This is a genomic window from Streptomyces sp. NPDC051452, assembly GCF_044454765.1.
Lineage (GTDB): Bacteria > Actinomycetota > Actinomycetes > Streptomycetales > Streptomycetaceae > Streptomyces.
This window is the reverse complement of record NZ_JBITEB010000007.1, coordinates 171167-193392: the sequence shown is the minus strand read 5'-3', so window position 1 is coordinate 193392 and position 22226 is coordinate 171167. Positions and strand designations below refer to the sequence as shown.

Genomic DNA, 22226 nt, shown 5'->3' with positions numbered 1-22226 from the left:
CGCGGCAGTTGTCGGCAGTTTTCGCCTTACGCGGGAATTGTGACAGGTGCGACGAGGGGAGCGGTACGTGCGCGGGACGACTCTGGTGCAGCACGAGCCGGTCGTGGCACCGGCCGCGGCGCAGGAAGCCGAGGGGACCGCCACGGCGGCACCCCCACCACCGCCGCCGTCCGTGTCCGCCGGCGAACTCGACCCGCGCCGTGTGCGGTTGGTGTTCATCGGACTGATGCTGGCCCTGCTCCTCGCGGCGCTGGACCAGATGATCGTCGCCACCGCGCTGCCGAGGATCGTCGGCGAGCTGCACGGCCTGGACAAGATGTCCTGGGCGATCACCGCCTATCTGCTGACCTCCACCATCGGCCTGCCCCTGTACGGCAAGCTCGGGGACCTGGTCGGCCGCAAGAGCGTCTTCCTGTTCGCCATCGCCGTCTTCGTCATCGGCTCCGCGCTCGCCGGCCGGGCGCAGACCATGGACCAGCTGATCGCCTTCCGCGCGGTCCAGGGCGTCGGCGCGGGCGGGCTCATGATCGGCGTGCAGGCGATCATCGCCGACATCGTGCCGCCCCGGGAACGCGGCCGCTACATGGGCCTGATCGGCGCCGCCTTCGGCCTCGCCTCCGTCGCGGGCCCCCTGCTCGGCGGCTACTTCACCGACCACCTCTCCTGGCGCTGGTGCTTCTACATCAACGTCCCCTTCGGCGTGGTCACCTTCGCCGTCGTCACCGTCGTGCTGAAGCTCCCCAGGCCCAGCGCCCGCGGCCGTCTCGACGTGCCGGGCGCGCTCCTGCTCGCCGCCGCCTCCACCTGTCTGGTGCTGCTCACCAGCTGGGGCGGCACCGAATACGCGTGGGGCTCGCGGCAGATCCTGGGCCTCGGCGCCGGAGCGGTCGCCGCCGTCGCCCTCTTCCTGGTCGCCGAGCACTTCGCCGGCGAGCCCCTCATCCCGCTGCGCCTGTTCCGCGACTCCGTCTTCGACGTCAGCGCCCTGATGGGGCTCGTGATCGGCGTCGCCCTGTTCGGCGCGGCCAGCTATCTGCCGACCTTCCTGCAGATGGTCGACGGGGCCAGCGCCACCGAGTCCGGGCTGCTGATGCTGCCCATGATGGCCGGGATCGTCGTCGCCTCCATCGTCGGCGGCCAGCTCATCAGCCGCACCGGCCGCTACAAGGTCTTCCCGGTGCTCGGCTGCGCCGTCTCCACCGTCGGCATGTGGCTGCTGTCCCGCCTGGAGACCGACACGCCCCGGCTGCACTACAGCGTCTGGATGGCCGTCTTCGGCGCCGGCATCGGCCTGGTGATGCCCGTCCTCGTCCTCGCCGTGCAGAACTCCGTGCGCCCCGCCGACCTCGGCACCGCCACCAGTGCCAACAACTACTTCCGGCAGATCGGCGGCAGTGTCGGCGCAGCGATCTTCGGCACCCTCTTCGCCGACCGGCTCGCCCACTCCCTGCGCGAGGAACTGCCGCCCGGCGCGGGCGCCGGGCTGCCCGACGCCGACTCCATCACCCCGCAGCTCGTCCACGCGCTGCCCACGGCGCTGCGTGACGCCTACATCCGTGCCTACGCCGACGCGATGCCCCGGATCTTCCTCTACCTGGTACCGGTGCTCGCCCTCGGCCTGCTCATCGCCTTCTTCCTCAAGGAGAAACCACTGGTGTCCCACCACACCGCCGAAACCGCGTCCGAGACCGTGAACACCCCGATCCCGGGCGCCCGTTCGCCCTACGCCGCCGGGATCCCCGTGTGCGGCACGGTGCAGCACCCCGACGGCACCGTGGTGCCCCGCGCGGCGCTCACCCTCATCGACGTCGCCGGACAGCAGATCGGCCGGGGCGCCAGCGGTGAGGACGGACGGTACGCGCTCAGCACCCCCGGCGCCGGCGCCTACGTGCTCATCGCCGCGGCCGGCGGCCACCAGCCGCAGGCCGTCTCCGTGACCGTCGGGGAGCGGCCCGTCGAACTCGACGTCGTCCTCGGCGGCGCCGGGCGCCTCGCCGGCAGCGTCCTGACCGCCGACGGCAGCCCCGTACGGGACGCCGCCGTCACCCTCACCAACGTGCACGGCGAGGTCGTCGCCAGCACCCGCAGCGGCCGCGAGGGCGGTTACGTCATCACCGAGCTGGTCGCCGGCGAGTACACCCTCGCCGCCAGCGCCCCCGCCTTCAGGCCCGCCGCGCTGCCCGTCACCGTGCAGGCCTCCCGGGAGACCCGGCAGGACGTCGAACTCGCGGGCGGGGCCGTGCTCAGGGGGACGGTCCGGGCGAGCGGCGGCCGCCCGGTGGAGGACGCGCGGGTCACGCTCCTCGACGCGGCCGGCAACGTCGTCGACACCCTCACCACCGGGGCCGACGGAACGTTCCGGTTCGTGGATCTGTCCTCCGGCGAGTACACCGTCATCGCCGCAGGTTACCCGCCGGTCGCCACGGTGTTGCAGGTCGCGGGCGGTGGCCGCACCGAGCGGGACCTGCAACTGGGCCACGAGGACTGAGGGGTGCGGCCGGCGGGGGCGCTCGCGGGGCGCCGCTCCGCGCGCCGGTGCGAGCGGGTGGAGTCAATTCCAGGATTGCCGCACATCGCCACCGGCCGCCCCCGTACCGTAGTGGCGAGCGGCACAGATCGTTTTCGAACAGCCGTGGGGGAGAGAGGGCCTGGGCCATGGATCGTGGCAGCGAGCGGGACACGCCTCCCGGGCGCGAGGCCGGCGACACCGCGGCGGGCCGGATTCCGCTGGCCGTGGTCGTCGTCGACCGTGACGGTCTGGTGTCCCACTGGAGCAGCGGCGCGCGGCGCCTGTTCGGCGTCGTCAGGGAGGACGCCGTCGGGCGCCCGGCGGCCGATCTGCTGCCGGTCACCGGCGCCCTCCCCGAGGACCCGGGCGAGCCGATGCCCGACGCCTGTGTGCGGGGTGACGAACTCGGCCCCGACCTGGAGGTCTCGCTCGGCGGCCACACCTCCTACCCCACCGCCGGCCGCGCCCGCCTCCACCCGCACGGGCGGCCCGCCGACGGCGAGCGCCTCGACGTGCTCTGGTGGGCCTATCCGCTCGTCGGTCCCGGCCCCTCCCGGCTGCTCGTACTGGCCGCCGACGCCGCCCGGCTGCACGCCGAGCGCGGACACGACGACGAGACCGCCGAGCGCATCTCGCCCGGCTTCGCCCGCCACACCGAACTGCCCGCGCCCGGCGAACTCGAACGGCGCCTGCCCGAGATCCTGCCCAGCATGAGCCCGGGAGTCAGTGGCCGCATAGTTTCCCAGGTCCTCGAACTGGGCTACCCGGTGCTGGAGTTCAGTCAGTTCGACCGGGTGCCCGTGACGCCGTACTGGGGCGTGCCCCGCCGTGCCGGACGGACGCCCACCGAGGTCGTCGCACCGCGCCGGCGGGTCACGGCCGCCGTCGTCCCGGCCGGCGCCGAGGAGGACCTCGAGTACGCCGCCGTCCGCGAACGGCTCGAATTCCTCAACGAGGTCAGCTCCCGCATCGGCTCCTCCCTGGACCTCGGCGAGACCATCCGCGAGGTGACCAGCGCCGCCGTACCCCGGTTCGCGGACTTCGCCGGCACCCATCTGCGCGCGGCCGTGCTGGCCGGCGAGGGCTTCCCGGACGGCCCGCCGGACGCCAGCACCGTGATGTTCCGCGTATGGGTCGAGCACAACGACGAACCTGGCCGCTGGGACGACACCACACCGGTGGGCGAGGCGTTCGCCTTCCCCGAGCACACCCCGTTCTACCAGTGCATGGTCACCGGGGAACCGGTCCTCGTCCCGCGGGTCACCGAGGAGCTGTCCGAGCGCATCTCCGGCGAGTTCGAGAAGCGCGACCTCAGGCCGCTCATCAGCGGCCGGTCCCTGCTGATCGTGCCGCTCAAGGCACGCAACGTCGTCCTCGGCTTCATGGTGCTGATGCGCCGCCCCGACCGCCCCGCGTTCGACGACATGGACCGCACCACCGGCGCCGAACTCGCCGCCCGCGCGGGCCTCGTGCTCGACAACGCCCGTATGTACACCTACCAGGAGAACGTCGCCGACACCCTCCAGGACAGCATGCTGCCGCAGGTGAGCCCGCGGATGCCCGGGTGCGACGTCGCCACCCGCTATCTGCCCGGCACCCGCCTCGGCCGCATCGGCGGCGACTGGTTCGACACCATCAAACTGTCCGGCTCACGTACCGCCCTGGTGGTCGGCGACGTCATGGGTCACGGCCTCAACTCGGCTGCCATGATGGGCCAGTTGCGCACGGCCGTACAGACCATGGCCGCCATGGAGACGCCGCCCGCCCAACTGCTGCGCAATCTGGACGACCTGGCCCGCCGGCTCGGCGACAACTACCTCGCCACCTGCCTGTACGCGGTCTACGACCCGATCGGTGGCGCGGTGACCCTCGCCAACGCCGGACACATCCCGCCGGTGCTGGTCCGCGCCGAGGACGGCAGCAGCGAACTCCTCGAACTGCCCACCGGCGCCCCGATCGGGGTCGGCGGGGTGCCCTTCGAGGCCGTCCGCGTCAAGGTGGCGCCCGGCGACCGGCTGGTGCTGTGCACCGACGGCCTGGTCGAGGTGCGCGGCACCGACATCGGCGAGGGCCTCGCCGCGCTCTGCGAGTCCGCGGCGCACCCCGCCGCCTCGATGGACGCCGCCTGCGACACCATCATCCGCGCCCTGAACACACACGGCGGCCGCAAGGACGACGTCGCCCTGCTCATGGCCCGCCTCAACGGCATCCCCGACGAGCACGTCGCCCAGTGGCGGCTCGACGCCGACCCGCGCGAGGTGGGCCGGGCCCGCCGGCTGATCCGCGAACAGCTCCGGCGATGGGGCCTGCCGCAGACGGTGGAGACGGCCGAGCTACTGGTCAGCGAGGTCGTCACCAACGCCGTCCGGCACGGTCGGAGCGAACAGGTCGGACTGCGGGTGGTCCGCACCGAGGCCCTGCTGTTCGAGGTCACCGACGACGAACCCGCCCTGCCCGCGATGCTCCAGGCCGGCCCCTACGACGAGTCGGGCCGAGGCCTGCGCGTGGTCAGCCGACTGGCCCGGGAGTGGGGCGCCAGCGCCGCCGGGCACCGCAAGACGGTCTGGTTCGAGCAGGCCGTCACCGCATAGCGCCGCCACCTCCGCACGCGGGCGCACGCCCCTGCGCCGCGCGCCCCCGGCGTGTCCGACGTCCGTACTTCTCATGAAGAAGGCCGCCCACCCCTTGCCCCGCCGCGGACCGACGCGATATCCCGATCACGCAACCGACCGTGGGGAGATCGTATGAACGTCTCGGACAACTACCGGCAGAACTGGGAAAGTTTCTGGAGCGGGACCTCCGACGCCCGGGGCGAGGCGATCTGGGACTCCGATCCCTCCCTCACCGCGAAACCGCACAGCGACCTGCTCCTGCCGTACGCGGACCCGGCGCGCGCCATCGTCGACCTCGGCTGCGGCAACGGCACCCAGACCCGCTACCTCGCCACCCGGTTCGCCCGCGCCGTCGGCGTCGACCTCTCGCACGCCGCCGTCGAGCACGCCCGCCGCGCCGGAAGCGGGGACGGAGTCGAGTTCCAGCAGCTCGACCTCACCGACGCCGAGGCCGTGGACGCCCTGCACGACCGGCTCGGTGACAGCAACGTGTACATGCGGGCCGTCATCCACCAGAGCGAGCCGGCCGCGCGTCCCGCCGTGGCCGCCGCCGTCGCCGCCATCATCGGGACCGAGGGGCGCGCCTTCGTCGTCGAACTCACCTCCGCCTCCCGGGATGTCCTGGGGCGGGCGGCGGCCGAGCCGGCCGGGCCGCCGCCCAAGCTCCAGCGCATCTACCACCACGGGCTCAAGCCCGCCGACGCCGACGACGAGGAAATACCGCGCCTGCTCACCGAGGCCGGCCTGGAGATCCTCGCCGAGGGTGACACGGCCCTGCCGCAGACCGAGCACCTGGCCGACGGCACCCGCATAGACCTGCCGGCCCGCTGGTTCGTCCTGGCCGGGAAGTAACGGGCCGACCGGGAGGCGACCGGCCGACCGCCTGGCGACCGGCCGGCCGGCAAGTGACCGAGCCCGGGACCGCGCACCGGCCGGTGAGCGCGGGGCGGCCGCAGGCCTCCGCCCCGCGCTCCCGTCCCCGCCCCGCCCGTCCGCAGCGGCGCACCACCGGCCGCAAGCGCCACACGCGCCGCCGACGGGTCGTTTCGCGAGGTCGGGGTCGTAGCCTGTCCGCCCCTCGGCGCGTAACGTGACGCAGCATGAAGATCCTCATCAGTGCCGACATGGAGGGGGCCACGGGCGTCACCTGGCCGGCCGACGTGCTGCCGGGGACGCCGCAGTGGGAGCGGTGCCGGGTGATGTTCACCTCCGACGTGAACGCCGCCGCGGAGGGCTTCTTCGACGGCGGCGCCGACCAGGTGCTCGTCAACGAGGCGCACTGGACCATGCGCAATCTGCTCCTGGAGCGGCTCGACGACCGGGTCGAGATGCTCACCGGTCGGCACAAGGCCCTGTCCATGGTGGAGGGCGTACAGCACGGCGACGTCGACGGCATCGCGTTCGTCGGCTACCACACCGGCGCCGGCATGGAGGGCGTCCTCGCCCACACCTACCTCGCCAACCAGATCACCGGGGTCTGGCTGGACGACGAGCGCGCCAGCGAGGGTCTGCTCAACGCGCGCGTAGTCGCCGAGTACGGCGTCCCGGTCGTGCTCGTCACCGGCGACGACCTGGCCTGTGAGGACGCCCTCGGCTACGCGCCCGAGGCGCTGAAGGTCGCCGTGAAGGACCATGTGTCGCGCTACGCGGCGGTGTGCCGCACCCCGGCCCGCACCGCGGCCGAGATCCGCGCCGCCGCCCGGCAGGCCGCCGAACTGGCGGTCCGTCACGAACCGGCGCAGGCCGGGCCGTTCACGATCGCCGTGGAGTTCGACGCCGAGCATCTGGCGCTCGCGGCGACGGTCGTCCCCGGGGTGACGCGGATCGGGGAGCGGAAGGTGGCGTACACCAGCGCCACCATGTTCGAGGGGATCAGGACGTTCAAGGCGGTCACCACGATCGTCTCTGCCGCCGTGGAGGAGCAGTATGGCTGACCAGCAGGCCCTGGACGAGGTGGTGGACTTCACCGCCGGCCTGATCCGCATCGACACCACCAACCGCGGCGGCGGTGACTGCCGGGAGCGGCCCGCCGCCGAGTACGCGGCCGAGCGGCTGTCCGGGGCGGGCCTGGACCCGCTGCTGCTGGAGCGCACCGCGGGCCGGACCAACGTCGTCGCCCGGATCGAGGGCACCGACCCGTCCGCCGACGCGCTGCTCGTCCACGGCCACCTCGACGTGGTGCCCGCCGAGGCCGCCGACTGGAGCGTGCACCCGTTCTCCGGTGAGGTTCGCGACGGCGTCGTGTGGGGGCGGGGCGCCGTCGACATGAAGAACATGGACGCGATGATCCTGGCGGTCGTGCGGTCCTGGGCCCGGCAGGGCGTACGGCCCCGCCGCGACCTCGTCATCGCGTTCACCGCGGACGAGGAGGCCAGCGCCGAGGACGGTTCGGGATTCCTCGCCGACCGGCACCCCGAGCTGTTCGAGGGTTGCACCGAGGGCGTCAGCGAGTCCGGCGGCTTCACCTTCCACGACGGGATGGGCCGGCAGCTGTACCCGATCGCGGCGGGCGAGCGCGGCACCGGCTGGGTCAGACTCACCGCGCGCGGCCGGGCCGGACACGGCTCCAAGGTGAACGAGGAGAACGCGGTGACCCGGCTCGCCGCCGCCGTCACCCGCATCGGCGAGCACGAGTGGCCGCTCAGAATCACCCCGACCGTGCGGGCCGCGCTCACCGAACTCGCCGCCCTGTACGGCGTCGACGCCGACCTCGACGATGTGCAACCGCTGCTGGAGAAGCTCGGTCCGGCCGCCCAGCTGGTCGAGTCGACTGTCCGCAACAGCGCCAACCCGACGATGCTGGACGCCGGTTACAAGGTGAACGTCATCCCGGGCGAGGCCGTCGCCTACGTCGACGGTCGCTTCCTCGCGGGCGGCGAGGAGGAGTTCCGCGCCACCCTGGACCGGCTGACCGGCCCGGATGTGTCCTGGGAGTTCGCGCACCGCGAGGTGGCCCTGCAGGCGCCGGTCGACTCGCCCACGTTCGCGAGGATGCGGGACGCCGTGCGGGAGTTCGCACCCGAGGGGGAGGTGGTGCCGTACTGCATGTCGGGGGGCACGGACGCCAAGCAGTTCTCCCGGCTCGGTATCACCGGCTACGGGTTCGCCCCGCTGCGGCTGCCCGAAGGACTCGACTATCAGGCGCTGTTCCACGGTGTGGACGAGCGCGTGCCCGTGGACGCGCTGCACTTCGGTGTGCGGGTCCTCGACCGCTTCCTGCGGACGGCCTAGACGATGGGGGACGAAGTGGATAAGTCGGCGTACGGTTCCTGGCCCTCGCCCATCGACGCGGCGCTGGCCGCCGCGCACGACGGGTATCCGGAGTGGGTGGGGCACGTCGGGGACGAGGTGTGGTGGACCGAGCCGCGCCCGGCCGAGGGCGGCCGGCGGGCGCTGGTGCGCCGGACCGCCGAGGGCACCGAGGAGTCGGTGCTGCCGCCGCCGTGGAACGTGCGCAGCCGCGTCATCGAGTACGGCGGCCGGCCCTGGACCGGCGTGGTCCGTGACGGCGGCCCTCTGGTGGTGTTCGCGCACTTCGTCGACCAGCGGCTGTACCGGTTCGAGCCCGACGGCGAGCCGCGCCCGCTGACCCCCCTGTCGCCGGTGGACGGCGGGCTGCGCTGGGCGGAGCCGCGGATCGACCTCGCCCGGGGCGAGGTGTGGTGCGTGCTGGAGGAGTTCACCGGGGACGCCCCGGGCGATGTGCGGCGCGTGCTGGCCGCCGTACCGCTGGACGGCTCGGCCGCCGAGGACCGGGCCGCGATACGCGAACTCACCGACGACCGGCACCGGTTCGTCACCGGCGCCCGCGTCTCGCCCGACGGCCGCCGGGCCGCCTGGCTCGCCTGGGACCATCCGCGGATGCCGTGGGACGGTACGGAACTGCTCGTCGGCGACATCGGCGCCGACGGCACCCTGCACAGCGTCCGCACGGTCGCGGGCGGCCCGGACGAGGCCGTCGCCCAGGTCGAATGGTCCGCGGACGGCCGTCTGCTGTACGCCGGCGACCGCTCCGGCTGGTGGAACCTGTACCGGGACGGGACCCCGCTGTGCCCGCGCGAGGAGGAGTTCGCCGGCCCGCTGTGGAAGCTCGGCCTGCGCTGGTTCGCCCCGCTGGACAACGGGCTGATCGCGGTCGTGCACGGGCGCGGGTCGACGCTGCTCGGCATACTGGACCCGGAGACCGGTGAGCTGGTCGACGCCGCCGGACCGTGGACCGAGTTCGGGTCCACGCTCGCGGTGCACGGCGAACGGATCGTCGCGGTCGGCGCCAGCCCGCGCACGGGGTACGAGGTGGTCGAGCTGGACGCCCGCGGCGGACGGGCCCGGGCGATCGGCGCCCGGCACCGGGACCCCGTCGACCCCGCCTACTACCCCGAGCCGCAGAGCCGCGTCTTCACCGGCCCCGACGGCCGCGAGGTGCACGCCCACGTCTACCCCCCGCACCACCCCGAACGGACCGCGGACGACGGCGAGTTGCCGCCCTACGTCATCTGGGCGCACGGCGGCCCCACCAGCCGGGCACCGCTCGTGCTGGACCTGGGAATCGCCTACTTCACCTCCCGGGGCATCGGTGTGGCCGAGGTCGACTACGGCGGCTCCACCGGATACGGGCGGGCCTACCGGGAGCGGCTGCGCGAACAGTGGGGCGTGGTCGACGTCGAGGACTGCGCGGCCGTCGCCCGCGCCCTGGCCGACGAGGGCACCGCCGACCCCGGCCGGCTCGCGATCCGGGGCGGCAGCGCGGGCGGCTGGACCACCGCCGCCTCCCTGACCACGACCGACCTCTACGCCTGCGGCACCATCATCTACCCGGTTCTGGACCTGACCGCCTGGGGCCCGGGGGAGACCCACGACTTCGAGTCGCACTACCTGGAGTCGCTGATCGGACCGCTCGCCGAGGTGCCGGCCCGCTACGCCGAGCGGTCGCCGACCGCGCACGCCGACCGGCTCACCGTGCCCTTCCTGCTGCTCCAGGGCCTGGACGACGTCATCTGCCCGCCCGCCCAGTGCGAACGCTTCCTCGCCCGGATCGCGGGCCGGGGCGTGCCGCACGCCTACCTCACCTTCGCCGGAGAGGGTCACGGGTTCCGCCGGGCCGAGACGATGATCCGCGCGCTGGAGGCGGAACTGTCCCTGTACACACAGGTGTTCGGGTTGCGCCCGGCATCGGAGGTGCCCGAGGTGGAGCTGGTCACGTGAAAGAGCTGAGGCGTCCGGCCCGGCTGGCCCCCGGCGCCCGGGTGGCCGTCGTCGCCCCCAGCGGGCCGGTGCCCGAGGAGCGTCTGCAGGCAGGACTCGACGTGCTGCGCGGCTGGGACCTCGATCCGGTCGTCGGGGCCCATGTCCTGGACCGGCACGACGAGTTCGGTTATCTGGCCGGCACCGACGCCGACCGTGCCGCCGACTTCCAGCGGGCCTGGTGCGACCCGGCCGTGGACGCGGTGCTGTGCGCCCGGGGCGGGTACGGCGTGCAGCGGATGATCGATCTGCTCGACTGGGAGGCCTTGCGGGCCGCCGGCCCGAAGGTCTTCGTCGGCTTCAGCGACATCACCGTCCTGCACGAGGCCTTCGCCAACCGACTCGGCCTCGCCACGCTGTACGGGCCGATGGCGGCCGGCGTCGACTTCATCAAGAACGGCCGGGCCCAGGAGGGGCTGCGGGCCACGCTCTTCGCCCCGGAGACGGTCCGCACCCTCGCCTCCGGCGGCACGCCGCTGGTACCCGGGCGGGCCCGGGGCGTCACCCTCGGCGGCTGTCTGTGCCTGCTGGCCGCGGAACTCGGCACCCCGCACGCCCGGCCCTCCGCCAGCGGCGGGCTGCTGTGCCTGGAGGACGTGGGCGAGGAGACCTACCGACTGGACCGGTATCTCACCCAACTCCGGCGCGCGGGCTGGCTGGACGGCGTCCAAGGGGTCCTGCTCGGCTCCTGGGAGGGCTGCGCCGGCCGGGAGGAGGTGCGCGCGCTGCTGGCCGACCGGCTGGGTGCGCTGGGCGTGCCGGTGGCGCAGGACTTCGGTTTCGGCCACTGCGACGGCGCCCTCACGATCCCCTTCGGGGTCGCCGCCGAGCTCGACGCCGACGCGGGCACCCTGACGCTGGACCGGCCGGCGCTGCGCTGACCGGCGCCCGCGACCGGGCGGATACCGCGCGACGCGGCAGGCGGGGACACCGTAGGCTGGCCGGATGCCGCACTCCACCCCCCGCTATCTCGCCGAGGGCCCCCGGGTGGCCATCCGCCACTTCGCCCCCGAGGACGGCCCCGAGTTCACCGCACGGGCCCGGGAGAGCAAGGACCTGCACCGGCCGTGGCTGTTCCCGCCGGACACCGAGGACGCCTACGCCGGCTACGCCGCCCGGCTGCTCGAGGACCCGGCCAGGGCCGGCTTCCTGGTGTGCGAGAAGGACAGCGGGGACATCGCCGGGTTCATCAACATCAACAACATCGTCCGGGGCGGCTTCCAGTGCGGAGCCCTCGGCTACGGCGCCTTCGCCCACGCCGCCGGGCGTGGGCTGATGCGCGAGGGCCTCGCCCTGGTGATCTCGTACGCGTTCGGGCCGCTCGGGCTGCACCGGCTGGAGATCAACGCACAGCCCGGGAACGCCGCCTCCCTCGCCCTCGCCCGGGGTGCAGGCTTCCGGCGGGAGGGCTTCTCGCCCGCCATGATCCACATCGACGGAGCCTGGCGCGACCACGAACGCTGGGCGCTCACCGCCGAGATGCGGCCCGGCGGCCGACCACCGGCGACGGATTGAGCCCACGCCGCCCGCGGACACCTTTGCGCAATCCTGACCGGCAGCTCCCCTGGCCGACTCCCGCCGCGCCGGGTTCCATGGTCATCGTGACGAGGATCCGACGTGAGGTACTGACCCTGCCCGCCGCGGAGGTGGGGCCCGACAACCCGCTGCCCCCACTGCGCCCGCTCGACGAGGTGCACCATGTCGACGAGCGCGAACGCGCGGAACTGCCCCGGGACATGGCCCGCCAGCTCGGCCACGGACCACTGCGCGGCCTGCTGCCGGTGCGCGTCCGGGACGGGTACGGCAGAACCCGCGAGCCCCGCTCCCTCGACGCCCTCGTGATCGAGAACGACCGGCTGCGCGCCACCGTCCTGCCCGGCCTCGGCGGCCGCGTCGTCTCCCTGCTCCACCTGCCCACCGGTCGCGAACTCCTCTACCGCAACCCGGTGTTCCAGCCCGCCAACTTCGCCCTCAACGGCGCCTGGTACTCCGGCGGCATCGAGTGGAACATCGGCGCCACCGGCCACACCACCCTGGCCTGCGCCCCGCTGCACGCGGCCCGCGTCCCGGCGCCGGACGGCGGCGAGATGCTGCGGCTGTGGGAGTGGGAGCGGCTGCGCGACCTGCCCTTCCAGGTCGACCTGTGGCTGCCGGAGGGTTCCGACTTCCTCTACGCCGGCGTCCGGATCCGCAACCCGCACGAGCGGCCCGTGCCGACCTACTGGTGGACCAACACCGCCGTACCCGAGGACCGCCGGATCCTGGCGCCCGCCGAGGAGGCCTGGGCCTTCGGCTACGAACGCCGGCTGCGCCGGGTCCCCGTCCCCTCCCACGACGGGGTCGACCACACCTACCCGCGCAACAGCCGGTATGCCGCCGACTACTTCTACGAGGTCCCGGGCGGCCGACGCCGCTGGATCGCCGCACTGGACGCGGACGGCCACGGCCTGGTGCAGACCTCCACCGACGTGCTGCGCGGCCGCAAACTCTTCGTCTGGGGCAGCGGACCCGGCGCCCGGCGCTGGCAGGAGTGGCTGACCGAGCCCGGTACCGGTGGCTACTGCGAGATCCAGGCCGGGCTCGCCCGCACCCAGCTCGAACACGTCCCGCTGGAGGCGCGCGCCGAGGTGTCCTGGCTGGAGGCGTACGGCCCGCTGGACGCGCCGCCGCCCGACGGTGACTGGTCCGAAGCCGTCCGGGCGACGGAGGACCGGCTGGAGTCGGCCCTGCCGCGCGCCCGGGTCGAGGACGCCTACGCCGCCTGGCGGCCGAGCGCCGACACCGAACCCGGCGAACCCCTGGCCGCCGGCTCCGGCTGGGGCGCGCTCGAAGTCCTGCGCGCCGACTGGAAACTGCCGGGCACCCCGTTTCCCGAGTCCACCCTCGGTGAGGCGCAGCAGCCCTGGCGGGAACTGCTGCGCACCGGCGCGCTGCCCGAGCCGCGCCGGGTACGGCCGCCCGGCGAGACCCTGGTCGCCCCGCACTGGCGGGACATGCTGGAGACCGCCCCGGCCACCCCGCACACCGAGTACCACCTCGGCGTCGCCCAGTGGCACGCCGGTGACCGCGCCCAGGCCGTCCGCAGCTGGGAACGAGCCCTGCCGCTGGCCCCCTCCCTGTGGCCGCTGCTGCGCTGCCTGGCCGTCGCCGACCAGGAGGCGGGCCACCACGAGCGGGCCGCCGACCGGTACACGGACGCCTTCGACGATCTGTGCCGGGAACGCCGCGACACCGGCGAGGCCTGGACGGCGGCGGTCGCCGCGCTCGGCCGGGAGACCCTCGAGGCGCTGCTGCGCGTCCGGCGCACGGCGCAGGCGCGGGCCGTGTGGGACCGGCTGCTGCCGACCGTCCGCGAGCGCGGCAGGTTCCGGCTGCTGGGAGCCGGGCTGCTGCTCGCCGAGGGACGGCCGGCGCAGGCCAGGGCCGTCTTCGACGAGGGCTTCGAGGTCGCCGACCTCAGGGAGGGCGCGGACGAGATCGACCGGCTGTGGGCCCGCCTCACCGACGAGCCGCTGCCGGCCCGCCACGACTTCCGGATGCGGCCGGACCCGGCCTGAGCACGACCGCGAGCGACCGGCTCAGCCCCGCTGGTCCACGTACTCGAAGACCGAGCCGTCCGGGTGCATCGCGATCAGATTGCGGCCCGCCGGCGTCGGCACCGGCCCCGCGACGACGCGGGCGCCCAGCTCCGTCAGCAGCCGGTGGGCCTCCTCCACGTCCCGCACGGCGATCGTGGCCGCCACCTTGCGCAGGATCTCCAGCTCCGCCTCGGGACCACTCATCAACAGGAAGGAGCCCACCGCGGCGACGCGCACCCCACCGCGGTCGAAGCGGAGTGCCCTGGCTCCCGCCAGCCGTTCGTAGAAGGGGACGGCGGTTTCGAGGTCATCGACGCAGATGCGCAGCGAGGCGCCCAGAATCTCCATGCGGGCGAGCCTAGTTGGGCCGCCCACGGTGGCGCAGCGCCCCGGCGTTACCGACCGTGCCCAGCGGGTACCCGCACCGTATGGACCGTTTGGATCACCTGGAACACCTGGACAAGCACCTTGTCGAAGAGCTGGCACAGGTGGCACGCGAGACGGTACGCGACGAACTGCGGGAACAGAGCCGCAAACAGCGTCGCACCGCCATGCTGTACGCCGCCTCCGGTGCCGCCGCTCTCTACGCGGGCGGCGCGGTGGCGCTCGCCGTCGGCCTGGCACTGGCGATCGGCCTGCCCGGCTGGGCGGCCGCGCTGATCACCGCGGCCCTCCTCGGCGCCGCGGCCTATCTGCTGCGCGGCGCCGCCCACCCCAAGCGCGGCCACCCGTCGGCGCCGGGCCATGTCGTCGGCGGCACCGCGCCCGCCGGCCCGCCGAGCGGACTCGGCCTGCCCTACCCGCCGATGCCGCACCACGACCCCACCGGCCCGGAACTCAACCCCGACGTACCGGACCACCGGGCCTGACGGACGAACAACGTGACGGACAGCAGCCGTTGACCCTCCGGCCCCGGCCACACCGCGTGGCCGGGGCCGGTCCGTGTCGGTCCGTGTCCCGTCTCGGACCTCAACGGCCCAGCTGCGGTAGTACCTTCGTGCGGTAGAAGTCGAAGAAGCCGCGCTGATCGGGCCCGATCTGGTTGACGTAGACCCGGTCGAACCCGGCGTCGGCGAACGCGGCGAGCGCCGAGACATGCTCGTCCACGTCGTCCCCGCACACCGACTTCTCCCGCACCATGTCCTCGCCGACCAGCGGATGCAGCTGCTCGAAGTGGCGCGGTGAGGGCAGGACCTGGCCCATCTCGCCGGGCAGCAGCTCGTTGTACCAGAGCTTGTGCACCGTACGGACGCACTCCTCGCGGTCGCTGCCGTAACAGACCTTGGTGCCGCCGCTGACCGGTTTCGCGCCGCCCCCGCCCTTGCGGAACCGCGTGACCATCTCCTCCTGCGGCATCATCGTGATGTAGCCGTCGCCCACCCGGGCCGCGAGCGCGGTGGCCTTGGGGCCGAAGCCGGAGATGTCGATCGGGACCGGCTCGTCGGGGACGGTGTAGAGGCGGGCGTTCTCCACGGTGTAGTGCGCGCCGTGGTGGTTGACCTCCTCGCCGGTGAACAGCCGGCGCATCACCTGCACGGCCTCCTCCAGCATCTCCAGGCGCACATGCAACGGAGGCCACCGGTCACCGAGGATGTGCTCGTTCAGCGCCTCGCCGGTGCCCACGCCGAGCCGGAAGCGGCCCTCGGTCAGCACGGCGCTCGTCGCCGCGGCCTGCGCCACCACCGCCGGGTGCATCCGCACGGTCGGGCAGGTCACCGCCGTCTCGATGGGCAGCGACACGGCCTCCGAGAGAGCGCCGATCACCGACCACACGAACGAGCTCTCGCCCTGCGCGTCGTTCCACGGATGGTAGTGGTCCGAGATCCACAGCGCCTGGAAGCCGGCCTGTTCGGCCATCCGGGCCTGCTCGATCAGGTCGGCTGGGGCGTGTTCCTCGCTCGCCAGGAAATAGCCGTACTCGGGCATGGAAGGCACCTCCGCGCGTGGCCGCCGGGCCGGGTGTGCACCGGTCCGCGGCCGGGTAACCGGCGGCGACTCGGCGAAACGCCGACCGGGCGGGGCGCCGGGCGACCGGCGTTCGGGTGCCGCGACCGGCGTACGGGTGACCCGCGCGGCGTTTGGGTGCCCCTGCCCCGGTTACGCGGAAAACCTCGGACGAGCCACAACGCCGGAGGCCCACCGTGAGCCGACCTCACGTGGTGATCGTCGGTGCCGGGTTCGCCGGGTACCGGGCCGCCCGCACCCTGGCCCGTCTCACCCGGAACCGGGCCGACATCACGCTGCTGAACCCGACCGACTACTTCCTGTACCTCCCCCTGCTGCCCCAGGTCGCCGCCGGCGTCCTGGAGGCCCGCAGGGTCACCGTGTCGCTGCCCGGCACCCTGCGCGGGGTGCGTCTGGCGCTCGGCGAGGCGGACCGCGTCGACCTCGACGGCCGCACGGTCCACTACACCGACCCCGAGGGCGCCCCGGGCGCCCTGCGCTACGATCGGCTGGTGCTGGCCGTGGGCAGCGTCAACAAGCTGCTGCCGATCCCGGGCGTGGCCGAGCACGCCCACGGGTTCCGCGGTCTGCCGGAGGCGCTGTACCTGCGGGACCACGTGACCCGCCAGGTGGAACTCGCCGCGGCGGACGACGACCCCGGGACCCGGGCGGCCCGGCGCACCTTCGTCGTGGTCGGTGCCGGCTACACCGGCACCGAGGTGGCCGCACAGCTGCGGATGCTCACCGACGGGCTGGCCCGCCGCACCTCGCTGCCTCCCGGTCCGCGTCCGCGCTGGATTCTGCTGGACGTGGCGCCCCGCGTGCTGCCGGAGATGGACGAGCGGCTCTCCCGCACGGCCGAGCGGGTGCTGCGGGCGCGCGGCGTGGACGTGCGGACGGGCACCTCGGTGAAGGAGGCCACCCAAGAGGGGGTGCTGCTCAGCGACGGCGAGTTCGTCGCGACGCGGACCCTGGTGTGGTGCGTGGGCGTCCGGCCGGATCCGCTGGTGGAGGCGGTCGGGCAGCCGTTGGAGCAAGGCCGGCTGATCGTCGACCCGTATCTGGGGGTGCCGGGCCGCTCGGACGTCTTCGCCTGCGGGGACGCGGCCGCCGTACCGGACCTCGGGCGCCCCGGGGAGTTCACCGCGATGACGGCGCAGCACGCCTGGCGGCAGGGCCGGGTGGCCGGGGAGAACGTGGCCGCCTCGCTCGGCCTCGGCCGGCGCCGGCGCCCCTACCGCCACCGCGACCTGGGCTTCGCCGTCGACCTCGGCGGGCTCCGGGCCGCCGCCAACCCGCTCGGCGTCCCGCTGTCCGGTCCGGCGGCCGGCGTGGTCACCCGCGGCTACCACCTGGCCGCGCTGCCGGGCAACCGGCTCCGGGTGGCCGCCGACTGGCTGCTGGACTCCGTACTGCCCCGCCAAGGCGTGCAGTTGGGCCTCGTACGAGCGTGGTCGGTGCCCCTGGACACGGCATCCCCGGAACTGGCACGGGTACCGGGCGGACCCGGCCGGGCACCCGGCGCCGGCCCCGACAGCGAGGAGACGAGCACATGACGAAGCAGCCGAACGATCGCGACGCGCGCCCCGCGCGCAACCGGCCCGGCGGACAGCCGACGAAGAGCGAACACGCGCAGCCCGGCACCGGACGCCCCGCCCCCGGGCACCCCGCCCCCGGTCCCGTCCGGCGCACCGACCCCCCGGAACCCCCAGAACCCCCAGATCCTCCGGACCCCGAGGACCGAACCACCGACCGACCCCGCTCCACCGACTCTGAGCAAGGAGACCGAGGAAACTCATGAACACTGCCGAACTCGCCGAACTGGGACAGCAGTTGCGCGTGGACAGCGTCCGCGCGGCGGCTGCCGCGGGGTCCGGGCATCCCACGTCCTCGATGTCCGCGGCCGACCTGATGGCCGTGCTGCTGGCGAACCATCTGCGCTACGACTTCGAACGACCCGAGCACCCCGCGAACGACCGTCTCGTGCTCTCCAAGGGGCACGCCTCGCCGCTGCTGTACGCCGCCTACAAGGCGGCCGGCGCCATCGAGGACGGCGAGCTGCTCACCTTCCGCAAGCTCGGCAGCCGGCTGGAGGGCCACCCGACGCCCCGGCGCCTGCCCTGGGTGGAGACGGCCACCGGCTCCCTCGGCCAGGGCCTGCCCGTCGGCGTCGGCATCGCCCTGGCCGGAAAGCGGCTGGACCGTGTCGACTACCGGGTGTGGGTGCTGTGCGGGGACAGCGAGCTGGCGGAGGGCTCGGTGTGGGAGGCCGCCGAACACGCCGGCCACGAGAACCTGGACAACCTGACCGTGATCGTCGACGTCAACCGGCTCGGGCAGCGCGGACCCACCCGGCACGGCCACGACCTGGACGCCTACGCACGCCGTTTCCAGGCCTTCGGCTGGCACACCGTCGAGATCGACGGCCACGACGTCGACAAGATCGACCGGGCGTACGGGGAGGCGCTGTCCACCACCGGACAGCCCACCGCGATCCTCGCCCGCACCCTCAAGGGCAAGGGCGTGGCCGCCGTGGAGGACCGCGAGGGGCTGCACGGCAAGCCGCTGCCCGACGCCGAGGAGGCCATCGGCGAACTCGGCGGACCACGTGACCTGCACGTCCGGGTCAGCGAGCCGCCGGCCGCCGCCGCGCTGCGCTCGGTCACCACCGAGGCCCTCCAGCTCCCGCACTACGACCTGGGCGACGAGGTCGCCACCCGGGACGCCTTCGGCAAGGCCCTCGCCGCCCTCGGCAGCGCCCGCGGCGACATCGTCGCGCTGGACGGCGAGGTCGGCGACTCCACCCGCACCGAGGAGTTCGCCAAGGCCCACCCCGACCGGTTCTTCGAGTGCTACATCGCCGAGCAGCAGCTCGTCGCCTCGGCCGTCGGCATGGCCTCGCGCAACTGGGTGCCGTACGCGTCCACCTTCGCCGCCTTCTTCAGCCGCGCCTACGACTTCGTGCGCATGGCCGCCGTCAGCGGCTCCGGGATCAACCTGGTGGGCTCCCACGCGGGCGTCGCCATCGGGGAGGACGGGCCCTCGCAGATGGGGCTGGAGGACCTGGCGATGTTCCGTGCCGTGTACGGCTCGACCGTGCTCTACCCGTGCGACGCCAACCAGACCGCCCGGCTGATCGCGACCATGGCCGGTCTCGACGGCATCCGCTACCTGCGCACCTCGCGCGGCAAGTCACCGGTGATCTACGGCCCCGAGGAGGAGTTCCCGGTGGGCGGCAGCAAGACGCTGCGCTCCAGCGAGGACGACCGGCTGACCGTCGTCGCCGCCGGGGTGACCGTGCACGAGGCGCTGACCGCCGCCGACCGGCTCGCCGAGGACGGCATCCGGGTGCGGGTCGTCGACCTGTACTCCGTCAAGCCCGTCGACACCGAGACCCTGCGGCGGGCCGCCGAGGAGACCGGCTGCCTGCTCACCGTCGAGGACCATCACGCGGAGGGCGGCCTCGGCGACGCGGTCGCCGAGGCGTTCGGCGACGGGCGGCCCGTGCCGCGCCTGGTCCGGCTCGCGGTGCGCACCATGCCGGGTTCGGCGGCGCCCGACGAGCAGCTGCACGCGGCCGGCATCGACGCCGCGGGGATCACGGCGGCCGCCAAGCTGCTGGTGGAGGAGGCGGTCGTGCGATGAGCCCCGACGACGCGCGCACCCTGCGCGCGGGTCGTCGCACGGTGCGGATCCAGCGGCCGGGGAAGGTGCTCTTCCCCGGCGGCGGAGGCGCCGAGCAGTACACCAAGGGTGACCTCGCCGACTACTACCGGTCCGTCGCGTCGTACATGCTGCCGCACCTGCGGGGCCGTCCGCTGATGCTGGAGAGGTATCCGGACGGCCTCGGCGGCCCGCGGTTCATGCAGAAGAACACCCCCGAGCACTATCCGGACTGGATCACCCGGGTCGAGGTCGCCAAGGAGGGCGGCACGGTCACACACGTGGTGTGCGACGACACCGCCACCCTCCTCTACCTCGCCGACCAGGCCTGCCTCACGCTGCACCGCTGGCTCTCCCGTGCCGACCGCGCGGCCGGCCTCGACCATCCCGACCGGCTGGTGTTCGACCTCGATCCCGCAGGCGACGACTTCCCCGCGGTCCGGCGGGCCGCCGGCCGGCTCCGCGAGGTGCTGGACGAGCTGGACCTGCCCGCCGCCCCCATGACCACGGGCTCGCGCGGACTGCACCTCGTCATCCCCCTCGACGGCCGCGAGAACTTCGACGAGGTGCGGCGATTCGCCCACGACGTCGCCGAGTACGTCGCCGCCCGGCACCCGGACGAGCTCACCACCGCCGCCCGCAAGAGTGAACGCGGCGACCGGCTCTACCTCGACGTGCAGCGCAACGCCTACGCGCAGACCGCCGTCGCCCCCTACACCGTCCGTCCCCTGCCAGGCGCGCCCGTCGCGGTGCCCCTAGCCTGGGAACAGGTGGACGATCCCGGTGTCGACGCCCGGCACTGGACGATCGCCGACGCGGTGGACCAGGCGCGGACGGACCCCTGGGCCGGTCTGCCGGGCCGCGGCCGCTCCCTGAAGGCCGCCCGGAGGCGCCTCGCGGCACTGCGTGGCTGACACAGGTACCCGCTGACCAGGTACGACGTCCGGCCACGGGCACGCATCCGCTCCTGAAGGTTTGGCCATGGATGTGGCGGCCACACGCAGGGGAGAGGTGGCCATGACGAACGCAAAGAACACATCCCCATCACAGAGTTCACGGGAGACCCGCAAGACGCAGGATTCCGAGGGCTCCCAGGAATCCCAGGAATCCCAGGAGTCGCCGGGCGACACGGAAAGGCATGAGACGGGCGGCCGCCGTCCGAATCCCATGGAGGTGCTGCGCCACGCGCGCGCCCAGCTCGCCGAACTCACCGGCCTCACACCGGAGTCGGTGTCCTCGTTCGAGCAGACGGAGGACGGGTGGTCGCTGGAGGTCGAGGTCCTCGAACTGACGAGGGTCCCCGACACGATGAGCCTGATGGCCGGCTACCAGGTCGAACTCGACCCGGAGGGCCAGCTGACCGGCTACCGGCGCGTCCGCCGCTACGAACGCGGCCGGGCGGACCCGCGCAGTGGCCGCTAGGTCACCTTGCGTGACCCCCCCCCGTGAAGACCATGCGACCGACTAGATACGAGGAGGAATCGCCGGAATGACTGTTGTACCGGCACAGCAGACCGGAGGCGGAGGCGGCAGCAGCGGCCTCTACGACGTACTTGAGCTGGTCCTCGACCGGGGGCTCGTCATCGACGCGTTCGTACGAGTCTCCCTGGTCGGCATCGAGATCCTGAAGATCGACGTCCGGGTCGTCGTGGCCAGCGTCGACACCTATCTGCGTTTCGCCGAGGCCTGTAACCGCCTCGACCTGGAGTCCGGCCCGAACAAGAGCCCGGGCCTGCCCGAGATCGTCGGCGAGGTCACCGAGTCCGGCGCCCGCGGCAAGAGCAAGGGCGCGCTGTCCGGCGCCGCCGAGACCATATCCGACGCCTTCAGCCAGGCCCGGAAGGAAGGCCAGAGCGAGTCCAGGCCGCGTGCCCGCAAGGCTACGGCGCGCCGGAAGGAGGAGCAGGAGTGAGCACGTACGTCTACGGGATCACCGCCCGTTCGCACCCCGCGCTCCCCGAGGGCATGACCGGTGTGGGCGAGCCGCCGCTTCCGGTGCGCCTGCTCACGGCCGGTGAGCTGACCGCCGTGGTCAGCGACGCTCCCGAGGGCCTGCGCCCCAAGCGCCGGGACCTGCTCGCACACCAGAACGTGCTCGCCGAGGTCGGCGCGGCCGGCTGCGTGCTGCCGATGCGCTTCGGCAGCGTCGGCCCCGACGACGACTCCGTCACCCAGGTGCTCGTGGACCGCGCGGACCACTACCTGGAACGACTGCGGGAACTGGACGGCAAGGTCGAGTACAACGTCAAGGCCACCCATGTCGAGGAGGCCGTCCTGCATCTGGTGATGGCGGAGAACGCCGAGGTGCGCGGCCTCGCCGAGGCCAACCGACGCTCCGGCGGCGGTGGTTACGACGACAAGATCCGCCTCGGCGAGATGGTCGCGGCCAGCGTCAAGGCCAAGGAGACCGAGGACGCCGCCGAGGTGCGCGGCCTGCTCACCCCGACCGCCGCCGCGGTCAGCGTGGGTCCCGAGTCCACCGGCTGGCTGCTCAACGTGTCGTTCCTGGTGGCCAGGGACTCGGCCGAGCGTTTCCTCGCCGCGGTCGAGGAGATCCGCAAGAGCCACCCCCATCTGGAGCTGCGGGTCAACGGGCCGCTGCCGCCCTACAGCTTCGTCGAACCCGGGCCCGCCGAGCCCGCCGGCAGTACGGCAGGCGCGGACTTCGGCGCGCAGTAG

At 73.5% G+C, this 22226-nt stretch carries 18 protein-coding genes; 16 read left to right on the top strand and 2 right to left on the bottom strand.

The annotated features are described in order from the left end of the window. Positions 1-67 precede the first annotated feature (67 nt). The 9 genes from ACIBA9_RS19205 (at position 68) to ACIBA9_RS19165 (ending at position 13919) form a co-directional block, all read left to right on the top strand. Positions 68-2488, top strand: coding sequence for an MFS transporter (locus ACIBA9_RS19205; RefSeq protein WP_399364410.1), 2421 nt, complete (start codon positions 68-70; stop codon positions 2486-2488). 167 nt (positions 2489-2655) lie between these two features. After that, entirely contained in the window at positions 2656-5100 is a 2445-nt protein-coding gene (locus ACIBA9_RS19200; RefSeq protein WP_399364408.1) for a SpoIIE family protein phosphatase, read from the top strand. Positions 5101-5253: 153 nt separating this feature from the next. After that, on the top strand, positions 5254-5973 hold the full coding sequence (locus ACIBA9_RS19195; protein WP_399364407.1) for a class I SAM-dependent methyltransferase: 720 nt from the start codon (positions 5254-5256) through the stop codon (positions 5971-5973). 248 nt (positions 5974-6221) lie between these two features. Further along, positions 6222-7055, top strand: a complete 834-nt coding sequence (locus ACIBA9_RS19190; protein ID WP_399364405.1) for a M55 family metallopeptidase — start codon at positions 6222-6224, stop codon at positions 7053-7055. After that, a complete protein-coding gene (locus ACIBA9_RS19185) occupies positions 7048-8352 on the top strand; it encodes a M20/M25/M40 family metallo-hydrolase (protein ID WP_399364403.1) in 1305 nt (434 codons plus the stop codon). The genes ACIBA9_RS19190 and ACIBA9_RS19185 overlap by 8 nt, the downstream gene beginning before the upstream one ends. A gap of 3 nt (positions 8353-8355) precedes the next feature. After that, on the top strand, positions 8356-10323 hold the full coding sequence (locus ACIBA9_RS19180; protein WP_399364401.1) for a prolyl oligopeptidase family serine peptidase: 1968 nt from the start codon (positions 8356-8358) through the stop codon (positions 10321-10323). Continuing rightward, entirely contained in the window at positions 10320-11243 is a 924-nt protein-coding gene (locus tag ACIBA9_RS19175) for an LD-carboxypeptidase (RefSeq protein ID WP_399364399.1), read from the top strand. The genes ACIBA9_RS19180 and ACIBA9_RS19175 overlap by 4 nt, the downstream gene beginning before the upstream one ends. A 64-nt stretch (positions 11244-11307) precedes the next feature. After that, on the top strand, positions 11308-11877 hold the full coding sequence (locus ACIBA9_RS19170) for a GNAT family N-acetyltransferase (protein WP_399364397.1): 570 nt from the start codon (positions 11308-11310) through the stop codon (positions 11875-11877). A 77-nt stretch (positions 11878-11954) separates the two neighbouring features. Then, the gene (locus ACIBA9_RS19165) at positions 11955-13919 is read left to right on the top strand and encodes a DUF5107 domain-containing protein (protein ID WP_399364395.1); all 1965 of its coding nucleotides are present in this window, start codon (positions 11955-11957) and stop codon (positions 13917-13919) included. A 21-nt stretch (positions 13920-13940) separates the two neighbouring features. On the opposite strand, the gene ACIBA9_RS19160 is transcribed toward ACIBA9_RS19165, so the two are convergent. After that, positions 13941-14288, bottom strand: a complete 348-nt coding sequence (locus ACIBA9_RS19160) for a VOC family protein (protein ID WP_362162937.1) — start codon at positions 14286-14288, stop codon at positions 13941-13943. Between the two features lie 80 nt (positions 14289-14368). Here ACIBA9_RS19160 and ACIBA9_RS19155 point away from each other — a divergent pair, with 80 nt between their 5' ends. Further along, positions 14369-14809 (top strand): phage holin family protein, encoded by a 441-nt coding sequence (locus ACIBA9_RS19155; protein WP_399364393.1) that lies wholly within the window; start codon positions 14369-14371, stop codon positions 14807-14809. A gap of 100 nt (positions 14810-14909) precedes the next feature. On the opposite strand, the gene ACIBA9_RS19150 is transcribed toward ACIBA9_RS19155, so the two are convergent. Continuing rightward, a complete protein-coding gene (locus tag ACIBA9_RS19150; RefSeq protein WP_399364391.1) occupies positions 14910-15866 on the bottom strand; it encodes an LLM class F420-dependent oxidoreductase in 957 nt (318 codons plus the stop codon). Positions 15867-16081: 215 nt separating this feature from the next. Between ACIBA9_RS19150 and ACIBA9_RS19145 the strand changes: the two genes are divergently transcribed. The 6 genes from ACIBA9_RS19145 (at position 16082) to ACIBA9_RS19120 (ending at position 22226) form a co-directional block, all read left to right on the top strand. Next, a complete protein-coding gene (locus ACIBA9_RS19145) occupies positions 16082-17440 on the top strand; it encodes an NAD(P)/FAD-dependent oxidoreductase (RefSeq protein WP_399364389.1) in 1359 nt (452 codons plus the stop codon). Positions 17441-17681: 241 nt separating this feature from the next. After that, positions 17682-19529, top strand: coding sequence for a transketolase (locus ACIBA9_RS19140; RefSeq protein WP_399364387.1), 1848 nt, complete (start codon positions 17682-17684; stop codon positions 19527-19529). Beyond that, on the top strand, positions 19526-20461 hold the full coding sequence (gene ligD / locus ACIBA9_RS19135) for a non-homologous end-joining DNA ligase (protein ID WP_399364385.1): 936 nt from the start codon (positions 19526-19528) through the stop codon (positions 20459-20461). Before ACIBA9_RS19140 ends, ligD begins: the two co-directional genes overlap by 4 nt. Positions 20462-20564: 103 nt before the next feature. Beyond that, on the top strand, positions 20565-20969 hold the full coding sequence (locus tag ACIBA9_RS19130) for a gas vesicle protein (RefSeq protein ID WP_399364383.1): 405 nt from the start codon (positions 20565-20567) through the stop codon (positions 20967-20969). A gap of 67 nt (positions 20970-21036) precedes the next feature. Continuing rightward, complete coding sequence (locus ACIBA9_RS19125; protein WP_399364381.1) at positions 21037-21459, top strand: gas vesicle structural protein GvpA; 423 nt, start codon at positions 21037-21039, stop codon at positions 21457-21459. Next, complete coding sequence (locus ACIBA9_RS19120) at positions 21456-22226, top strand: GvpL/GvpF family gas vesicle protein (RefSeq protein ID WP_362162921.1); 771 nt, start codon at positions 21456-21458, stop codon at positions 22224-22226. The genes ACIBA9_RS19125 and ACIBA9_RS19120 overlap by 4 nt, the downstream gene beginning before the upstream one ends.